This is a genomic window from Serratia sp. (in: enterobacteria), assembly GCF_051654945.1.
GTDB lineage: Bacteria > Pseudomonadota > Gammaproteobacteria > Enterobacterales > Enterobacteriaceae > Chania.
Map to the genome: position 1 here is coordinate 73,129 of NZ_JBOFZA010000118.1, position 18,575 is coordinate 91,703.

The 18,575-nt window shown below is 57.4% G+C and carries 9 protein-coding genes; 2 read left to right on the top strand and 7 right to left on the bottom strand.

Going from position 1 to position 18,575, the window contains the following annotated elements:
* Positions 1–336 precede the first annotated feature (336 nt).
* A complete protein-coding gene (gene katA, locus ACRDCA_RS25725; RefSeq protein ID WP_438692049.1) occupies positions 337–1,773 on the top strand; it encodes a catalase KatA in 1,437 nt (478 codons plus the stop codon).
* A gap of 62 nt (positions 1,774–1,835) precedes the next feature.
* Here the strand turns inward: katA and menE are convergent, their stop codons facing one another.
* The 6 genes from menE to menF form a co-directional block, all read right to left on the bottom strand.
* Positions 1,836–3,218, bottom strand: coding sequence for an o-succinylbenzoate--CoA ligase (gene menE / locus ACRDCA_RS25730; RefSeq protein WP_438692050.1), 1,383 nt, complete (start codon positions 3,216–3,218; stop codon positions 1,836–1,838).
* The gene (gene menC, locus ACRDCA_RS25735) at positions 3,206–4,189 is read right to left on the bottom strand and encodes an o-succinylbenzoate synthase (RefSeq protein WP_438692051.1); all 984 of its coding nucleotides are present in this window, start codon (positions 4,187–4,189) and stop codon (positions 3,206–3,208) included. Before menC ends, menE begins: the two co-directional genes overlap by 13 nt.
* On the bottom strand, positions 4,189–5,046 hold the full coding sequence (gene menB, locus ACRDCA_RS25740; RefSeq protein ID WP_021805976.1) for a 1,4-dihydroxy-2-naphthoyl-CoA synthase: 858 nt from the start codon (positions 5,044–5,046) through the stop codon (positions 4,189–4,191). Before menB ends, menC begins: the two co-directional genes overlap by 1 nt.
* Positions 5,030–5,818 carry a 2-succinyl-6-hydroxy-2,4-cyclohexadiene-1-carboxylate synthase gene (gene menH, locus ACRDCA_RS25745; RefSeq protein WP_438692052.1) on the bottom strand — a complete coding sequence of 263 codons (789 nt, stop codon included), beginning with the start codon at positions 5,816–5,818 and terminating at the stop codon, positions 5,030–5,032. Before menH ends, menB begins: the two co-directional genes overlap by 17 nt.
* The gene (menD, locus tag ACRDCA_RS25750) at positions 5,818–7,491 is read right to left on the bottom strand and encodes a 2-succinyl-5-enolpyruvyl-6-hydroxy-3-cyclohexene-1-carboxylic-acid synthase (protein ID WP_438692053.1); all 1,674 of its coding nucleotides are present in this window, start codon (positions 7,489–7,491) and stop codon (positions 5,818–5,820) included. Before menD ends, menH begins: the two co-directional genes overlap by 1 nt.
* Before the next feature lie 288 nt (positions 7,492–7,779).
* Positions 7,780–9,072: an isochorismate synthase MenF gene (gene menF / locus ACRDCA_RS25755; RefSeq protein ID WP_438692054.1), complete on the bottom strand. Its 1,293-nt coding sequence runs from the start codon at positions 9,070–9,072 to the stop codon at positions 7,780–7,782.
* 288 nt (positions 9,073–9,360) lie between these two features.
* Here menF and ACRDCA_RS25760 point away from each other — a divergent pair, with 288 nt between their 5' ends.
* A complete protein-coding gene (locus tag ACRDCA_RS25760; protein ID WP_438692055.1) occupies positions 9,361–18,024 on the top strand; it encodes a GH36-type glycosyl hydrolase domain-containing protein in 8,664 nt (2,887 codons plus the stop codon).
* A gap of 185 nt (positions 18,025–18,209) precedes the next feature.
* Here ACRDCA_RS25760 and elaB read toward each other — a convergent pair whose 3' ends face one another.
* Complete coding sequence (elaB, locus tag ACRDCA_RS25765) at positions 18,210–18,521, bottom strand: stress response protein ElaB (protein WP_438692056.1); 312 nt, start codon at positions 18,519–18,521, stop codon at positions 18,210–18,212.
* Positions 18,522–18,575: the final 54 nt, after the last annotated feature.

Here is an 18,575-nt window from a genome sequence, read left to right on the forward strand (position 1 = left end):
TGATCCTTTTCATTCTTCATCATCAGGTAGTGATGATGCCTGGCACCGGAAAAAAACACGCTGACGAGTGTAACCGAGTTGTCATCATTTCCCGGCTAATTTAAAGCAATAAACTGTTAATTTTTCAATAAACTGTAAAAAATTAAAAATCAGTTGCCCGCAAAATTACAACGATAAGTGCTGCCTATTTGCCGAGCGCTGAGAATAAGTCTACAACTAGTACTGTCTTTGATGGAGGTCAGCAGGGCAGACCTTTTCATTAGTTATCATTAATGAAGATTTACAGCACCCGAAACTGAGCTATCAACTTAACTGCAACACAGTAAGGAGCAATTGATGAGCAAGAAAGGATTAACCACCGCGGCTGGCGCGCCCGTTGTTGATAATAATAACGTGATCACCGCCGGAAAACGCGGCCCGATGCTACTTCAAGACGTTTGGTTCCTGGAAAAACTGGCCCACTTTGACCGCGAAGTGATCCCAGAACGTCGTATGCATGCCAAGGGCTCTGGCGCCTACGGCACCTTTACCGTCACCCACGATATTACCAAGTACACCCGCGCCAACATCTTCTCAGAAATTGGCAAGCAAACCGAGATGTTCGTCCGCTTCTCTACCGTTGCCGGCGAACGCGGCGCTGCCGATGCCGAACGTGATATCCGTGGCTTTGCCATGAAGTTCTATACCGAAGAAGGTAACTGGGATCTGGTGGGCAACGATACGCCGGTGTTCTACCTGCGCGATCCGCTCAAATTCCCCGATCTGAACCACGTGGTAAAACGCGATCCGCACACCAACCTGCGCAACCCGGTATACAAGTGGGACTTCTTCTCCCATCTGCCAGAATCCCTGCACCAGTTGACCATCGATTTCAGCGACCGCGGTCTGCCGAAATCCTACCGTCACATGCACGGTTTCGGCAGCCACGCGTTCAGCTTTATCAATGCCAATAACGAGCGTTTCTGGGTTAAATTCCACTTCCGCTGTGAACAGGGTATCGAAAACCTGATGGATGATGAGGCAGAAGCCATCGTCGCCAAAGATCGTGAGAGTTCTCAGCGCGATCTGTTCAATGCTATCAAGGACGGTAATTTCCCGCGTTGGAAACTGCAGGTCCAGATCATGCCTGAACATGAAGCTTCCCAAACCCCGTACAACCCGTTTGACCTGACCAAAGTCTGGCCGCACGGTGACTATCCGCTGATCGATGTCGGCTTCTTCGAGCTGAACCGCAACCCGGATAACTACTTCTCCGAAGTGGAGCAAGTGGCGATGAACCCGGCCAACGTGGTACCAGGCGTGAGCTTCTCGCCGGATAGAATGCTGCAGGGTCGTCTGTTCTCCTATGGCGATGCGCACCGCTACCGCCTGGGCGTCAACCACCACCAAATCCCGGTCAACGGTGCCAAATGCCCGTTCCATAACTATCACCGCGACGGCGCGATGCGTGTCGATGGTAACAGCGGCAACGGCGCAACCTATGAGCCAAACAGCTTTGGGGTGTTCCAGGAGCAGCCAGATTTCAGCGAGCCGCCATTGAGCCTCGAAGGTGCCGCCGATCACTGGAATCATCGTGAAGACGACGATTACTACAGCCAACCGCGTGCGCTGTTTAATCTGCTGAGCGCAGAGGAGCATCAGCGTATGTTCACCCGCATCGCCGGTGAGCTGTCGCAGGTGCCAGAACAGATCCAACGCCGTCAGGTTGAGCTGTTCACCAAGGTGCATCCGGATTACGGCAACGGCGTTGCCAAGGCCCTGGGCCTGAAATAATCGGTTACACCAAAAGCAAGGCCGCCCTTGGGCGGCCTTGCTTTTTCTCGATGAAATGCGTTTTATTCCCGCAGTTGGCTACTAGCCCACAATTGCAGCCGACGGCGTGAAATCTTGATGCCGCCGTTTTTTAGCTCATCGGGTAACGGCAATGCGGCAATCGGCCGTTGGAAGTTGGCCAGCCGGTCTTGCGCCCACAACAGTAACGCTTCCAGCGTCAACTCGCCTTCCAGATCGACGACCGCCACTGGCCGTTGACCAAACTCTTCATCGTCAATTGGCACGATAAACACCTGCAACACCTGCGGGTGCGCCGCGAAGACACGTTCCACATCTTCCGGCTGCACGCCTTCCCCACCGCTGAAGAACAGGTTGTCTAGCCGGCCAATAATACGCAGTTCACCGTGCTCCATCGCACCACGATCGCGGGTATGGAACCATCCCTGATCGTCGATAATGGGCACTAATGCCCCCCGCAGCCAATAACCGAGCGCCAGGCTGGCGGAGCGGATCCAGACTTCCTGATCGACCAGGCGGATCTCCCGGCCTTGCAAAGGGACCCCAACACCGGGCAGTTCGTCGGCACGTTTGGCGCACACCGTCGAAGCCAGCTCCGTCAAACCATAACCGCACCAGCAGTGGATCCCCACCGCCTCGGCCTGTTGGGTGAGTGATACCGGGATCATCGCCCCACCGAGCAGCACTTCTTTCAGCGCATGCTTGGCCATCGGTTCAGACAGCAAACGCCAAAGTTGGGTCGGAACCAGAGAGGCATGAGTACATCCCGCCAGCGCATCGGCCAAGGGCTGCATTTCACGCACCACCAGCTGCGCCCCCACCGCCAGCCAGCGCCAGACAATGCCCTGACCAGAAACGTGGAACAGCGGTAGCGACAGCAGCCAGCTGTCCTGCGGCTGAAATTCCATCAGATGCAACACGCCATCCGCACTGGCAAGGTGCCCGGCATAGCTATGGGCGGCGGCTTTTGGCAAGCCGCTGGAGCCGGAGGTCAGCGTCAATGTCGCCAGCCGTTGTTCATCCCACGGCAACAACTGCAAGTCGCACTCGTCAACGCCCGGCGGCGACAAGACGATCGAGCCGGGGGGCAATTCAGGCAAACCATCCGGGCCGAAGGCAAAGTCGATATCCAGATCCGGCAGCAAAGCCGCCAGCATCGGCGCAGGCAGCGTAGGGTTGAGCGGCAACAAGCGTGCGCCACACTGTAATAGCGCCAGATAGGCTAACAGCAAGGGGTAGCTGTTCTTGCCACACAGCACTACACCGCTGCCGGGTAACACGCCCTGGCGCTGAAAGTCTGCGGCTAACACCTCTATCTGCCGTTGTAACATCAGCCAACTGACCTGCTGATGCTCAAAGATCACCGCGGTCGCCTGTGGGCGCTGTTTAGCCCAATGCCGCCACGGCCAATCACTCAACTGCGCCATACACACTCCAAGGTATCAATACCCAATAACGGCAAGGTGCTCTCTGGCCAGCCACGAACCAGCTGGGCCTGCATCAGACTCAACGTATCCAGACCCGGTACCGTCTGCGGCGTCAGCCAATGCGCAACTCGCGCCAGCTGAGTCAACCCAAGGCTGGATTCAATGCTGGAACTGATCACCGCCGCCAATCCGGCCTGGTGCGCCTGCGTAACCAATTCACGGCAGCGTGCCAGGCTACCCACCAGGCTCGGCTTGATGACGATAGCCGCCACGCCCGGCTCCGCCTGCACGACGAAATCGGCCTCACGCACGCTTTCATCCCAGGCGATGGCAATCCCGCTCGCCTGAGCAAATTCTCGCGATTCATCACGGGTTTTGCAGGGCTCTTCCAGAAACGCGATGCGATCGCGCCACGCCGGATTGACGTATTTGGCAAAACCGTCCGCTTTGGCGCGGGTCCAACTACGGTTGGCATCCAGCCGCAGCTTGAGATCGGGCAAAGCCTCCAGCAGGACATTGACGATCATGCCATCCCGCACCGCCTCATACAGCCCCACCTTCACCTTGGCAACTTTCTCCCCCGGCAATGCGGCCAACAGATCGAACAGCTCGTCGGGATCGCCAGTGCACAGCGGAGCCTTGCGATAGTCGGCCTGCGTTGGCAATTCTCCGGCCAGTTCTGCCAAGGCACAGCTGGTACCGAAAGCCACCGAAGGCCATTCGCTTGCCACCGACGATCCACCAGCAACCCAAGCCTGCACCCAGGCCAGCGTCGCCTGCTGTGCCTGATCGAGCGTCTCCTGGCTGAACTCCGGCAAAGGGGCAATTTCCCCCCACCCTTGCTGCCCATCCTGTTGCAGGTGGATCAGCAAACCATCACGGGTTTTCAGCCGCTGGTTGCGCAGCACCACGCCCGCCTCCATCGGCAGGCTATAGCGATAGATCGCAGCAACGCGGGTTAGCGCCGTCATTACGGATTACGCTTGAATTTGCTGAAGTCAGGCTGGCGTTTTTCGATAAATGCGTTGCGCCCTTCCTGACCTTCATCGGTCATATAGAACAACATGGTGGCGTTACCCGCCAACTCCTGCAGCCCGGCCTGACCATCACAGTCGGCATTGAGCGCGGCCTTCAGGCAGCGTAAGGCCATCGGGCTGTTCTGTAACATCTCACGGCACCAGCGAACGGTTTCTTTTTCCAGATCGGCCAACGGCACTACGGTGTTGACCAGGCCCATATCCAACGCCGCAGCCGCGTCGTACTGGCGGCACAGGAACCAGATCTCACGGGCTTTCTTCTGGCCGACGATACGTGCCATGTAAGAAGCGCCCCAGCCACCGTCAAAGGAGCCGACTTTTGGCCCGGTCTGGCCAAAGATGGCGTTATCCGCCGCAATGGTCAGATCGCACATCATATGCAGCACGTGACCACCGCCGATGGAATACCCGGCCACCATCGCCACCACTGGCTTAGGGCAGGTACGGATCTGGCGTTGGAAATCCAGCACGTTCAGGTGATGCACACCGCTGTCATCACGGTAGCCGCCGTAGTCACCGCGTACTTTCTGATCGCCGCCGGAACAGAAGGCTTTATCACCAGCGCCGGTAAGAATGATGGTGCCGATACCGTCGTCATAGCGTGCGTTCGACATCGCCTCGATCATTTCCTTCACCGTGTGCGGGCGGAAGGCGTTACGCACCTGCGGGCGGTTGATGGTGATTTTGGCAATGCCATCGCTGGACTTGTGATACAGAATGTCTTCGAAATCACCCGAGCAGTCCTGCCAGTCGATCGCGGCGTACAGTTGTTCTTCATTGGGATACAGCATGTTTGGTTCCTTTTTTAGCAAGAAATTCGTCGAGCGCGGCAGCAAAATCTGCCGGATTGGCCAGATGAGCGTTGTGACCCGCTTCTGGCACGGTTTGCAGTGGCAAACCGGCCTCACGTGCCAACGCCTGAAACTTATGATCGTCAGCACCGCATAACACCATCACCGGCAGTGCCAACTGTTGTAACTGTGGCACCAACCAAGGCTGTCGCCCGAGTGAGGTAGCCTCCAGCATGTCGGCAATCGCCGGGCCATGATTATCGGCACGAGCGGCGATCAACGCCTCACGGTGTACCGGGCTGAGGTTGGCAAATACCGGTTGGAGATACCAATCGGCCAACACCTTTCTGATCTTTTCCGTGCGGAAACGGTTCGCCCAAGCGGCATCATGCGCACGCCGCTGAGCACGTAAGTCTTCGTTCTCTAACCCTGGGTTGCCGCCTTCGATCACAATGCCTTGCAGCCCTTGCGCATCGCCGCAGCAAGCGTGGTACATAGCGATGCGCCCGCCAAGCGAATAACCCACCAGCCAGTAACGTTGAATATTATGCTGTTGCAGCGTGGCGGTGATTTGCCTGCTGACATCGGCAAAGTCCAGGCAGGATTGATCGGCGGAATCGCCATGGCCGGGCAAATCAATCGCCAGCGACGGCCACTGCTCGCAACGCGAGGCAATCACCCGCCACTCGTTGTTATTCCCCAGCAGGCCATGTAGCCAGATGATCCATGGACGTTGGCTTTCGCCCTGTTGTAACACGCGGGAAGCCAGCATCAGTTTGCCCCCATTTTTTGCACCAGATGTTGCAAGGTTGCTGCGCCATCGCTCGGTGGCACCTGCAACTCAATCAGCGTGGTGCCGCTATGACGCCAGGCTTTCTCCACCGCCTGTTGCAACTGCCCCCAGTTTTCCGGGCAAGCATAATCCAGCTGGAACATGGCGGCAGCATGGCTGAACTCCACGTCCTGGGGCATACAGTAAAACCGCTGGCGCTCGGGTTCCGGCGTGGGCAGCAGTGAGAAAATCTGCCCGCCGTTGTTGTTTACCACGATCAGCACCGTGGGGGCCGAACATTGGCGCAACAAAGCCAAAGCGTTCAAATCGTAGAGTGCGGAAAGATCGCCGACCACCGCCAATGTAGGCTTGGCTGTCGCACGCTGAACCCCGGCAGCAGTGGAGATTAGCCCATCGATACCGCTGGCTCCGCGATTGCTGAACACCGGATAGCCGGCAGGCAACTGGGTCAAGGCGTCGATCAGGCGCACGATCAGGCTATTGCCGAGAAACAGCTGGCCGTTCTCCGGCAGCAACTCAGGGAGGCGGTGGGCCAGTTGGGCCTCGCCAAACCGGTTAACCAGGTATTGTGACGTCGCATCCAGGGCATCATCCGCCAACGCGGACAGATCGCCAGCCCAAGGTGAGCGCGGTTGCGCCGGATGCAGGTCGAGCCACTCGCCAACGGTAGAGCGAATGCGACGGCCACGATGATGCGCAGGATCGAGGCGGCCAGGCAGATCGTCGATCAGCCAGAACTCCTCCGGCTGGCAGCGTTCCTGCCACTGTAGCAGGCGTTTGCCCGTCAGGCTGCTGCCAAACTGCACCACCAGTTGCGCACTTGCCAACCGATCGCGAGCCTGGGGGTTGGCCAGCCATAAATCGGCACAGGGCAGCGGTTGCCCGGTCTGCGAAAGAGCATCGCCGATCAACGGCCAACCGAGCATTCCCGCCCATTCTGCCAGTTGCACGCCCTCTTGCGCGCTCATCCTGCCTGCGATAATCACACCGCGCTTCTGCCGCCAGAAAAACCAGTCCGGCTGCTTGATCACCTGATGAGGATCCATTTCACGCAGCCAAGGGTGAGTATCCTGCCACCAGTCCCCTAATTCTGCCGACCACTGCTCATACTGCTGTTCATCACCACCATATAGCGGCTCGGCAAAAGGACAGTTGATATGCAGGGCACCTTGCCGCAGGCGTGCCATCGCACTGTCCAGAGTAGAGACCAGCCAACTGGCCGGAATATCCGGGCTTGGGCGCGGCAGATCGATATTCAAGGTAGGGTGGCTCGAATAGAGGCCGTTTTGGCGGATCGCCTGATTGGCACCGCAGTTAATCAACTCCGGCGGACGATCGGCGGTGAGGAACACCAGCCGCTCGCCGGTTAGCCCGGCTTCGATCAGAGCAGGATACAGGTTTGCTGCCGCGGTACCCGAAGTGACGATCACCGCCACGGGTTCGCGCGTAGCCTTTGCCAACCCTAGCGCTAAATGGCCCAGGCCCCGCTCATCGAAATGAGTATGACAGACAAAAGCGCGGTTCGCGGCAGCGGCCAGTGTCAAAGGCGTAGAGCGCGATCCCGGAGCGATACAGACATGCCGCACTCCATGGCGAACCAGCGTTTCCAGCAACAACGCCGCCCACCGACGATTAAAAACACTTGTCGACATATTTCGCTCACAAGTAGTAAACAGAGGTTATGCGCCGAGGCCTACCCAAACGAGGTAGCGAACCGGGGATCATAACTCTGAATTATATAAGTAATTATCTTTACGGCTTTTGCGCTGGCGCAAAAACGCCGTATATCCCTGTGACAGGTTTAATGCCCCTGACCCTTAATAAATCAATTTCGACCAGCAAAATTCAAATGGCGACCCGAAAGCGAACAAAAAACAAACATATAAAACACAATAAGTTTACACACGAAGATCGACCTGCTCAATGCGCCAGTTAGCAGCTCAGCGAGAAGGCTCAGGCTGCAACAGGGTGCGTAAACCTGCCGCCTTGTTTTCTATCTCTTGCCATTCCTGCGCCGGATCGGAACCGGCCACAATTCCCGCCCCGGCATACAGCTCTACCTGGGCATCGTCGATCTGGCAGGAACGCAGCGCAACACAGAACTCAGCCTGAGCTGCAGAAAGATAACCGGCAGAACCGGCATACCAACGACGGGAGAAAGGCTCATGCTGGCGAATAAACTCACGTGAGGCCTGACGCGGTAACCCAGCCACCGCCGCCGTCGGCTGCAGGCGTTGCAGGCAATCGGCATCATCGCAATGGTTCAGTTGCCCTTCAATACGCCGCCGCAGATGCTGCACTTTGCGCAACCGCACCACTTCTGGTGGTAACACATCCACCGCTCTGGCACCGCCTTGCAAACGCTGGCAGATATCATCGACTACCAGCAGGTTTTCCTGTTGATTCTTGCCGTCTTGCAGCAACCACTGGGCCAATGCCTGAGCCTGCCGCTCATCTGGATGGTTGGCAACGGTCCCCGCCAGCGCCTCGGTAAACAGTTGCTCCCCCTCGCGCAGGTACAATCTTTCAGGGCTGGAGCCAAGAAAAGCGGAATGTGCATCAAAGCGCAGCATAAAGTGGTAACATTGGTGATTCACCCTGCGGCTGGCGGCCATCATCGCGGGGGCAAACAACGGACTTTCCAGCGTCAATACCGAGCTGCGTGCCAAGACCACCTTATCCATCTGCTGCCGATTGATCGCCTCCAGCGCATCGCGCAGCATGATTTCCCACCCGGCTCGTTCCGGCTGATGCTGCACCGACAACACTTTCACCTGTAAATTCTCGATCGGTTTAGCCACCAGCAGATCCGCAAGCCAGGCTCGCGCCGCGTTGGCGTCCGCACTCAGTGCATCCTCGGAAAACAGGTTTAGCGTCAGTTCACTCTTACCTTGGCGGGTGAAAATTTCCAGACGCGGTAAAAACAGTTGGGCATCACCGTCGAAGGCCGTCAGCCCCCATAAACGGGCCGCAGGATGGGCATCCACGAATGCCTGCGCCAATGAAGGGTGCGAAAACTGCCGCAAGGAGCCGCACACCGCGGCCTCCTGCCGGCCTTGACGATGACACCAATAAAACTGGGGGAACAGGGACTGCGCCGCCAGCCACTCCAGCAACAGGTCGCTCAGATGACCAGGAACCGCCAGGGTTAACTGCCGAAATCCGGCCTCAGAGGGAAAGCCCTGCCCAAGCTGCTGGCCTAGCCGCCGCAGCAATCCCGAAAGTTGTTCCACTACCACCTCATTAACCAAACGCTATGTGGGGAATTATACGGTAAATCAATCATCACGGGCGGAAAAATAGCGCCTTTTAGCCCATACCCTCCGCCGCTAATTATTTATAAAAACTGAAGGTTGAGATTAAAAAACAACCGCACACGCACAGCGGAACTATACTTAGAAGTCATGTTCCTGCCGCAGTGAACTCTTGTCATATCAAATCGATAGTTAAATCAAGATGTTCACAGCCTCCCAACGGTTATAACCAGCTGTCCCTTGGGTCAGATGTAAGGAGCCTTTTGCGTGAAAGAAATACTTATCAATTGGTTAAAGAAGCAGCGTCGCGGCCCCAAAGTGGCCCGGTTACCGTTACGGCATAACCGGGCCGCAGCCGAAACGCCCCCCGCCAGCAACATCAAGGCAGAACTGTTTTCTGTCGACCAGATGGAGCGTTACGGCCAGCGCCTGGCGCGTTCCCATAAGCTGGCAACCCATAAGACGCCTTACCATTTGCTCAAACGCCTGGATAACAACGAGCAGGTATTGACGGACAGTTGCCGCAGATTAAGCAACGACAAGAAAAACACCATGACTCCGGCAGGCGATTGGCTGCTGGATAACTTCTATCTGATTGAAGAGCAGATCCGCGTCGTGCGTCATCATCTGCCGAAAACCTTTGGCCGCGGATTGCCACAGTTAACCGCGCCGCATAATTGCCCACGAATTTATGATATCGCTACCGAAGCCATTGCTCACGGCGACGGGCGATGGGATGCCGAGAGCCTGACGCGTTATATCGCCGCCTACCAGAAAGAGGCCAATCTGACTCTGGGAGAGCTTTGGGCACTGCCGGGGATGCTGAGGCTGGCGCTGATTGAAAACCTGCGCCGGGTAGCAGTGGAAGTCGCTCAGGCACAGGAAGAACGCAGCCTGGCCGATAGCTGGGTGACCAAAATGCTGGAGTCGGCGGAAAACGACCCGGCCAACCTGATCATTGTCATTGCCGATATGGCCCGCTCCAACCCGCCCCGCACCAGCGCCTTCGTGGCTGAACTGGTGCGTCGCCTGCAAGGACACGGCACCATGCTCGCACTGCCGCTGACCTGGGTGGAACAACGTCTGGCCGAAGTCAGCCTGACCTCCGATGAGCTCATCCATCGCTTCAACCAACAGTTGGCCGTCAGCCAGCTTTCCGTCAGCAACAGTATCGCCGGCCTGCGGCAGTTAAGTGAGATGGATTGGGCGGAATTTGTGGAGACCATGAGCAAGGTCGATCAAACGCTGCGCGATGATCCTGCCGGGGTGTATCCATTAATGCATTTCGATACCCGGGACAACTATCGCCATGTGATCGAAAGGCTGGCTCGCCACTGTTCTCATAACGAGGTCGGGGTTGCGGAACACGCTCTGAATATGGCACGTGTCGCTGCCGAAGATCCCCGCAACGATCCGCGCACTCATCATATCGGCTATTACCTGATTGACCATGGCCGCGCGCTGTTAGAACAACAGCTCGACGTTAAGCTTGGCCGCATCACGCGCATCCGTCATGCGTTCAGCCAATCCCCCCTGCTTTCCTGGCTCGGCAGCATCAGCCTGCTGACGACGGCCTGCTGGGCTTTGCTGCTACGCCATGCCCACCAAACCGGGCTTACCTGGGGATTGTTGATCTTGCTGTTCCCGTTGGGGATCGTGCTCGGTCAGTTCGTCCTTAACCTGCTCAGTGAAGTCACCACCCGCAGCCGTTCACCGCAGCCACTGCCCAGGCTGGATTTTTCCTGTGGCATTCCGACCGAATTCCGCACGTTGGTCGTCATCCCCACGCTGATAGGCAGCAAATCAGGCATTGACCAGTTGATCAACACGCTGGAAGTTTGTTATCTGGGCAATGCCATGAAACACCTGCACTTTGCCCTGCTCACCGACTTTAACGACTCGCCCCGGCAACAGCAGCCAGACGATGCCGAACTGCTGGCCTACGCCAGCCAGAAGATGACGGAGCTGAACGCGCAATATACCTGCGAAGGGCCAAGTCACTTTTTCCTGTTCCACCGCGATCGCCAGTGGAATGAACAGCAGCAGAGCTGGATGGGGTTGGAGCGTAAGCGCGGCAAGTTAAACGCGCTGAACGATTGGCTGCGCAACCGTGGCAATACGTTTACCACCCAGATTGGCCAAGAGCTGGAAGTGCTGAAAAACGTCAAATACGTAATCACCCTGGACAGCGACACCGTGTTGCCGCGCGAAAGCGCGCACCGGCTGATCGCCGCCATGGCACACCCCCTGAATCAACCCCAGTATGATGCCAAACAGCAGCGGGTGGTGGAAGGTTATGCCATCCTGCAACCGCGCATGGCCGAAGAGATCCCCGCCTATGGTCAGAGCCGCTATGCCGCCCTGTGCAGCAGCACCCCGGGTAACGATCCGTACACCCAAATGGCTTCAGATATCTATCAGGATCTGTTTGGCGAAGGTTCATTTATCGGCAAAGGCATTTATGATGTCGATGTCTTCTCCCACAGCCTGAAAGGCACCTGCCCAGAGAATCTGGTGCTAAGCCACGATTTGCTGGAAGGCTGCTATGCCCGCTCCGGTTTACTGAGTGACGTGTTACTTTATGAACAATATCCGAGCAATTATCTGGTCGACGTTGCCCGCCGCACCCGCTGGATCCGCGGAGATTGGCAGTTATTCAATTGGCTGCTGCCTCGGGTTATCACCGAAGACGGTTCGCGGGTTGCCAACCCGTTAAGCCCCCTTTCACGCTGGAAATTGCTCGATAACCTACGCCGCAGTCTGGTGGCCCCATGCTTCCTGTTGCTGCTGTTCTTTGCCTTTACCTGGTTGCCGGATACCCAATACTGGCTGGCGGTGTTCGCCATTATTCTGTTGCTGCCCACGCTGCTGGCACTGTTACAGGATGTGGTGCGCAAGCCGCCGCGTCGGCCGTTTATTCAGCATTTGCGGTTGGCTCTGAAGGGCTCATTGCACCGGCTTTCCCAGATTGGCCTACGGCTGGCCGAGTTGCCTCATGAAGCCTGGTACAGTCTGAAGGCTATTGGTGTCACCCTGTGGCGCTTGCTGATCAGCAAACGCAATCTGCAGGAGTGGACCAGCTTCGACCAATCCAAACATCATCTGACCGTTACGCTGGAGAATTTTTATCGCAGCCTGTGGTGTAACCCGTTTGCTGGCGTCCTGTTGTTGTTACTGGCCGCCTTTTCCAGCCCGGTGGCGCTGTTAGCCGCCATCCCGTTAGCCGCCTTGTGGATCCTGTCGCCGTACCTGCTTTATACGCTCAGCCTGGAACCACAGCGCAGCAAAACGGCCATCAACGAACCACAGCGGCGTTTCCTGCGCCAGACCAGCCGCGAGACCTGGGAGTTTTTCGCCACCTTTGTCAACCAACAGGAAAACTGGCTGCCGCCGGATAACTTCCAGGAGATCCCTGAGCCGGTGGTGGCACACCGCACCTCACCCACCAATATCGGGCTGGCGCTGTTGGCCGATCTTACCGCCTGTGACTTTGGCTATATCACCCTTAGCACGGCTTTACAGCGTATTACCCTGACGTTGAATACGCTCGATCGCATGGAGCATTATCGTGGCCACCTGTACAACTGGTACGACACCCGTACCTTGGAACCGCTCAATCCACGCTATGTTTCCAGCGTGGACAGCGGTAATTTCGCCGGCCACCTGCTAACCCTGAGCGCGGGCCTGCCAGCATTAGCCATGCAGCCGGTTATCGAGCCAGCGCGCATGCTTGCCGGGCTGGAAGATACGTTACTGATACTGGAGCAACACTGGGGTAACGCCGCGCCGAAAGGGTTAACCAAACTGCGTAAACATTGGGAACAGGCCCAGAGCGCCCATCCGGCAGCGCTACAGGCCGAACTCAATGAAATGCGTAACCATTGTAACGGATTACAGGAACCTGCTCTGCAACAGGGTGACGAGGTCAAACGCTGGGCCGGTAATCTGCACCAGCAACTCAATGAGTTCTGCACCGAATGGGCATTATGGTTTGGCTGGCTGAGCGACAGCATGCCGGAACTGGAACAGATCCCCAGCTTGCACTGGCTGGCCAACCCACCGAAGCGGCTGACGCTGTCCGCCGAGCAGCAAACACAGTTGGATGCCGTGATGCAATTGGCATCGGAACGCCTTGAGCAGTTGGCACAGTTGGCACGTCGCCTGACCGCCATGGCGCAAATGGACTTCAGCTTCCTGTATGACGAAGCCACGCATTTGCTGACCGTCGGTTTCAACTGCGATCAAAACCGGGCCGACAGCGGTAAGTACGATCTGCTGGCCTCGGAAATCCGCCTGACCAACTATGTCGCGATTGCCACCAACCAGATCCCACAGCGTAGCTGGTTTGCGTTAGGTCGGCTGTTTACGGTAATCGACAATGAGCCAGCGCTGATGTCCTGGAGTGGCTCGATGTTTGAATACCTGATGCCACAGCTGGTGATGCCTGCCTATCCCGATACCTTGCTGGTGCAGATGTGCCGTTCGGCTGTCGATCGGCAAATTGCCTGGGGCAAGGAGCGTGGCGTGCCATGGGGGATTTCCGAGTCCGGTTACTTCGGCTTTGATGCGTCACAAAACTACCAGTATCACGCCTTTGGCGTGCCGGGCTTAGGGCTGCGGCGCGGGCTGGGTGATGATATGGTTATCGCCCCTTACGCCACGGTGATGGCGCTGATTGTCGACCCGGACAGCGCCTGTAGCAACCTGGTTGAATTGGAAAAAAACGGTGCCAAGGGCCGCTATGGTTTCTATGAGGCACTGGACTACACCACCTCGCGCCTCAGCCGTGGGCAGCTGTATGTGATTGTTCGCTCCTATATGGCGCACCACCAGGGGATGAGCTTCCTGGCGTTATCCCACCTGCTGCTGGATGCGCCGATGGTGAAACGCTTTGCCAGTTACCCCGCCTTCCAGTCAACCCGTTTGCTGTTGCAGGAACGGGTGCCTGATGCGGTTGAGCTGTACAGCACCCGCCGTCACTTCGAAACCCATGAAGGTGCGATTAAACCGGCCAACTTCGTCGCCCGTGAGTTCACCCGCGTGGACACGCCAATCCCTGAAGTGCAACTGCTGTCCAATGCCAACTACCATCTGATGATCACCCAAAGCGGCGGCAGCTACAGCCGCTGGCAGAATCTGGCCCTCACCCGCTGGCGTGAGGATGCGACCTGTGATAACTGGGGTGCCTTCTGCTACCTGCGCGATCCGCAGACCGGCGAGGTGTGGAGCAATACCTGGCACCCTACCGGCGAAACCGAAAAGGGAGGCTATCGCGCCGTGTTCAACGATGCCGGGGCTGAATTCCAGCGTAAACAGGGGCTGCTATCGGTGAAAACCCAGGTGGTGATCTCCCCTGAGGACGATATCGAGCTGCGGCGCTTGACCTTGGTGAACCGTGGCAAACAAGCGCGAACCATTGAGATCACCAGCTATGCCGAAGTGGTGCTGGCCCCGGCCAGTAACGATTTGGCCCACCCGGCGTTCAGCAATCTGTTTGTACAAACCGAGCTGCTGCCCGATCAGGATGCCATTTTATGCCACCGCCGTCCGCGTGAGCCGAAAGAGAAATCGCCATGGTTGCTGCATATGATGTCGGTCCAGGGCACGGCTAGCCAAACCTCCTTTGAAACCGACCGCGCCAAGTTTATCGGCCGTGGCCGTACGGCGGCCAACCCGCAAGCGCTACATCAGAATCAGCCCCTGACCAATAGCGCCGGGCCGGTGATCGACCCGATCATCGCCATCCGCCAGCGGATCCGGCTGGAGCCCAACGTGCCGCTGAAGCTGGATATTTTCTACGGCGTTTGTGAAGACCGAGCCACCAGCCTGGCGATGTTAGAGAAATACCGCGACCGGCATATGGCCGACCGTATTTTCGAACTCGCCTGGTCGCACAGCCAGGTGGTGCTGCGCCAGCTTAACGCCAACGAAGAAGACGCCAATCTGTTTAACCGCCTGGCCAGCGCGGTGGTGTTCCCGGCGCAGGAGATGCGTGCCGCCAGCCATGAAATCATCAATAACCGCCGTGGGCAGTCCGGCCTGTGGGGCTATTCGATTTCCGGCGACCTGCCGATCGTGCTGCTGTCCGTGACCGACGGTGAAAATATCGCTTTGGTGCAACAGCTGATCCAGGCGCACAACTATTGGCGGCTGAAAGGATTGCAGGTCGATCTGGTGATCCTCAATGAGGACTCCGGTGGTTATCGGCAAGATCTGCAAAATCAGATCATGGGGCTGATCGCCGCCGGGATGGAGTCGTCCCTGACGGACAAACCGGGAGGGATCTTCGTGCGTTCCAGTGAGCATATGTCCCCGGAAGATCACACCCTGCTGCTGAGCGTGGCACGCATTTATCTGGATGACCGCCGTGGTGGCCTGACGGAGCAGCTCAATCAACGGCTGCAACTGCCGCAAACGCTGCAACAGCCATTGGGGCCACCGACCGCTTCCTCCAAACTGACTACCCTGGCCAATGTGCCGCGCAATCTGCATTCGCCGCAGTTGCCGATCATCGACAAGCTTCAGTTCTATAACGGGTTTGGCGGGTTTTCGGAGGATGGCAGCGAATATGTGATTGCCATGAACGAAAGCAAAGTCACTCCAGCGCCGTGGTCCAACGTTATCGCCAACCCGATGTTCGGCTCGGTGATCTCCGAAAGCGGCCAGGCTTACACCTGGTATGAGAATGCCCATGAATATCGCTTAACGCCTTGGGATAACGACCCGGTCAGCGATCGCAGCGGCGAGGCTTTTTATCTGCGCGATGAAGAAAGTGGCCACGTTTGGTCACCAACGCCGCTGCCCGCCCGTGGGCGCGGTCATTATCTGACGCGTCACGGCTTTGGTTACAGCGTGTTTGAACACCGGGAAGGCGGCATCGACAGCCAGTTGACGATGCTGGTTGCCAAAGACGCGCCGGTGAAGCTGTTCCTGTTGACGCTCACCAATGCCTCTGGCCGCACGCGTAAACTTTCAACTACCGGCTATGCCGAGCTGATCCTCGGTGATTTGCGCCAGAAATCGGCGATGCATGTCGTTACACGAGCAGCCACTCCCCCTGGCGGCTGCGGTATCCTTGCCACCAACCATTACGCCAGCAGCGGTTCGCCACGTACCGCGTTCTTTGGGGTTACCGGCGTCCATTGCTCCATCACCGGCGACCGGCGGGAGTTCATTGGCCGAAACGGGTCGTTGGCCGCCCCTGCCGTACTTAAGCTACGGCGGTTGTCCGGCAAGACCGGTGCAGGATTGGATCCTTGCGGGGCGGTGCAATCGGCCATCAGCATGATCGACGGCGATCAGCGCAGCTTTGTGTTTGTGCTTGGCCTGGGTCAGGATGCCGACGAAGCCGAGTCCCTGTTGGGTCAGTATCTTAATGAGGAGGCTTTGCAGCACGAGTTGCAGCAGGTCGATGCCCATTGGGACAAGATCCTCAACAAGGTACAGATCGCTACGCCCCATGCGGCGGTTAACCTGCTGGCTAACGGCTGGTTGCTATACCAAACCCTCTCCTGCCGCATCCACGCCCGCAGTGGCTACTATCAATCCGGCGGCGCATTCGGCTTCCGCGATCAGCTCCAGGATACCCTGGCTCTGACGCACGCTATGCCTGAGCGGATGCGCGAGCAGATCCTGCTGTGTGCTTCCCGCCAGTTTGTTGAGGGCGACGTTCAGCACTGGTGGCATCCACCGCAGGGCAACGGAGTGCGTACCCGCTGCTCCGATGATTACCTGTGGTTGCCATTGGCGATTTGTCATTATCTCGACGCGACCGACGACCAGCAAATCCTCGAACAACAGGTGGGTTATCTGGAGGCCCGTAAACTGGCCCCGGGTGAAGAGTCGTCTTACGAGCAGCCTGGCGTCAGCCCGGAACAGGAAAGCCTTTATCTGCACGGGGCCAGAGCCTTGAAGCATGGCCTGACGTTTGGTGAACACGGTCTGCCACTGATGGGCGCCGGTGACTGGAACGACGGCATGAATATGGTGGGCTTGGAAGGCCGAGGTGAGAGCGTATGGCTCGGCTTCTTCCTGTTCTACATCCTGCAACGTTACGGCAAATTGGCGACCCAGCGCGGTGACCAGGAGCTGGCTGAATTATGCCGTGAGGAAGCGGAAAAACTGCGTGCCAACCTGCACAGTAACGCCTGGGATGGCGAATGGTATCGCCGTGGTTATTTCGACAGCGGAGAACCACTCGGCTCACATCTGGCGGCAGAGTGTCGCATTGATGCCATTGCCCAAAGCTGGTCGATCCTTTCCGGTGCCGGTGATAAGGAACGTAGCGCACAGGCGATGGAATCTTTGGACAAGCACCTGGTGAACGATCAGGCTGGCATCATCAAACTGCTGACACCACCGTTTGACGGCAACGGCCCGAATCCTGGCTACATTCGGGGTTACCTGCCCGGTGTACGGGAAAACGGCGGTCAATATACCCACGGTGCGGTGTGGGCAGTGATGGCGTTCGCCGAGATGGGCAATATTGAGCGCGCCTGGGAACTGATGGCGCTGATTAACCCGATCAATCACAGCCTGGATAGTACCGCAGCCGAGCGCTACAAGGTCGAGCCTTATGTCGCCACGGCGGATATTTACGCGGTCGCCCCGCACGTCGGGCGTGGAGGATGGAGTTGGTATACCGGCTCGGCAGGCTGGATGTATCGGTTGATCGTCGAGTCGCTGCTTGGCCTGAAACGCCATGGCAATACGCTCTCCATCCACACCCGTTTACCGGCGGATTGGCCACCGGTCACCATGACCTATCGTGAAGGGGCAAGTGAATATCACTTAACCCTGCGCCAGGGCGAAGGAGAGACTCAGGTGATCATTGATGGTGTAGCGCAGCAGAAAGCGGTGATTGCGTTGACTGATGAGGCTAAAAGCTACCAGGTGGAGGTGATACTGGGAAAGTCATTAAAGACGCAGTAGTTTAATCGCTACAACTCATAGTGCTACAGATGGGGATCATACAGAACGCCGACACGCCGTAAACCCGTCCATGGGGGCTCGCAATCGCGCATCCTTGCGCTCAACGGTCGGCTAACCTGTATGATCCCCACCTGCCTCAAGCTTGGGGTGTTGCGGTAGGAAATACAGTTAGCGCCCTATTGGCTTTACTTACGAGCCAACAACAAGCCAAGCACCAAACCTACCGTGGCACCAATACCTACGCTGTGCCAAGGTTTGTCACGCACATAGTCATCGGCGCGGCACGCCACTTCTTTCGCCCGCACGTAGTAGCACTCAGTTCTACTGGTCAGCCGGGACTTAACGTCACTCAGCGCCCGCTCGGCATGCGCTTTGATATCCGTGTAGGCCTGATCGGCACGATCGCCGGAGTAGTCCAACACCTCTTGCAGGGTGTCGCTCAGCATTCTCAGATCGTCATCCAGCGTCGTTTGGTTCTCGTCTCTGTTTATTACCATCTTCAGGCTCTCCGTCATCAGTAAATTCAACGTTGCTTAACCATCACAACCCTT

Excerpts from the sequence above, each read along its gene's own strand:
- menD (WP_438692053.1), bottom strand. The coding sequence starts at position 7,491 with ATGTCGACAAGTGTTTTTAATCGTCGGTGGGCGGCGTTGTTGCTGGAA.
- menC (WP_438692051.1), bottom strand. The coding sequence starts at position 4,189 with ATGACGGCGCTAACCCGCGTTGCTGCGATCTATCGCTATAGCCTGCCG.
- menH (WP_438692052.1), bottom strand. The coding sequence starts at position 5,818 with ATGCTGGCTTCCCGCGTGTTACAACAGGGCGAAAGCCAACGTCCATGG.
- elaB (WP_438692056.1), bottom strand. The coding sequence starts at position 18,521 with ATGGTAATAAACAGAGACGAGAACCAAACGACGCTGGATGACGATCTG.
- menE (WP_438692050.1), bottom strand. The coding sequence starts at position 3,218 with ATGGCGCAGTTGAGTGATTGGCCGTGGCGGCATTGGGCTAAACAGCGC.
- katA (WP_438692049.1), top strand. The coding sequence starts at position 337 with ATGAGCAAGAAAGGATTAACCACCGCGGCTGGCGCGCCCGTTGTTGAT.
- menB (WP_021805976.1), bottom strand. The coding sequence starts at position 5,046 with ATGCTGTATCCCAATGAAGAACAACTGTACGCCGCGATCGACTGGCAG.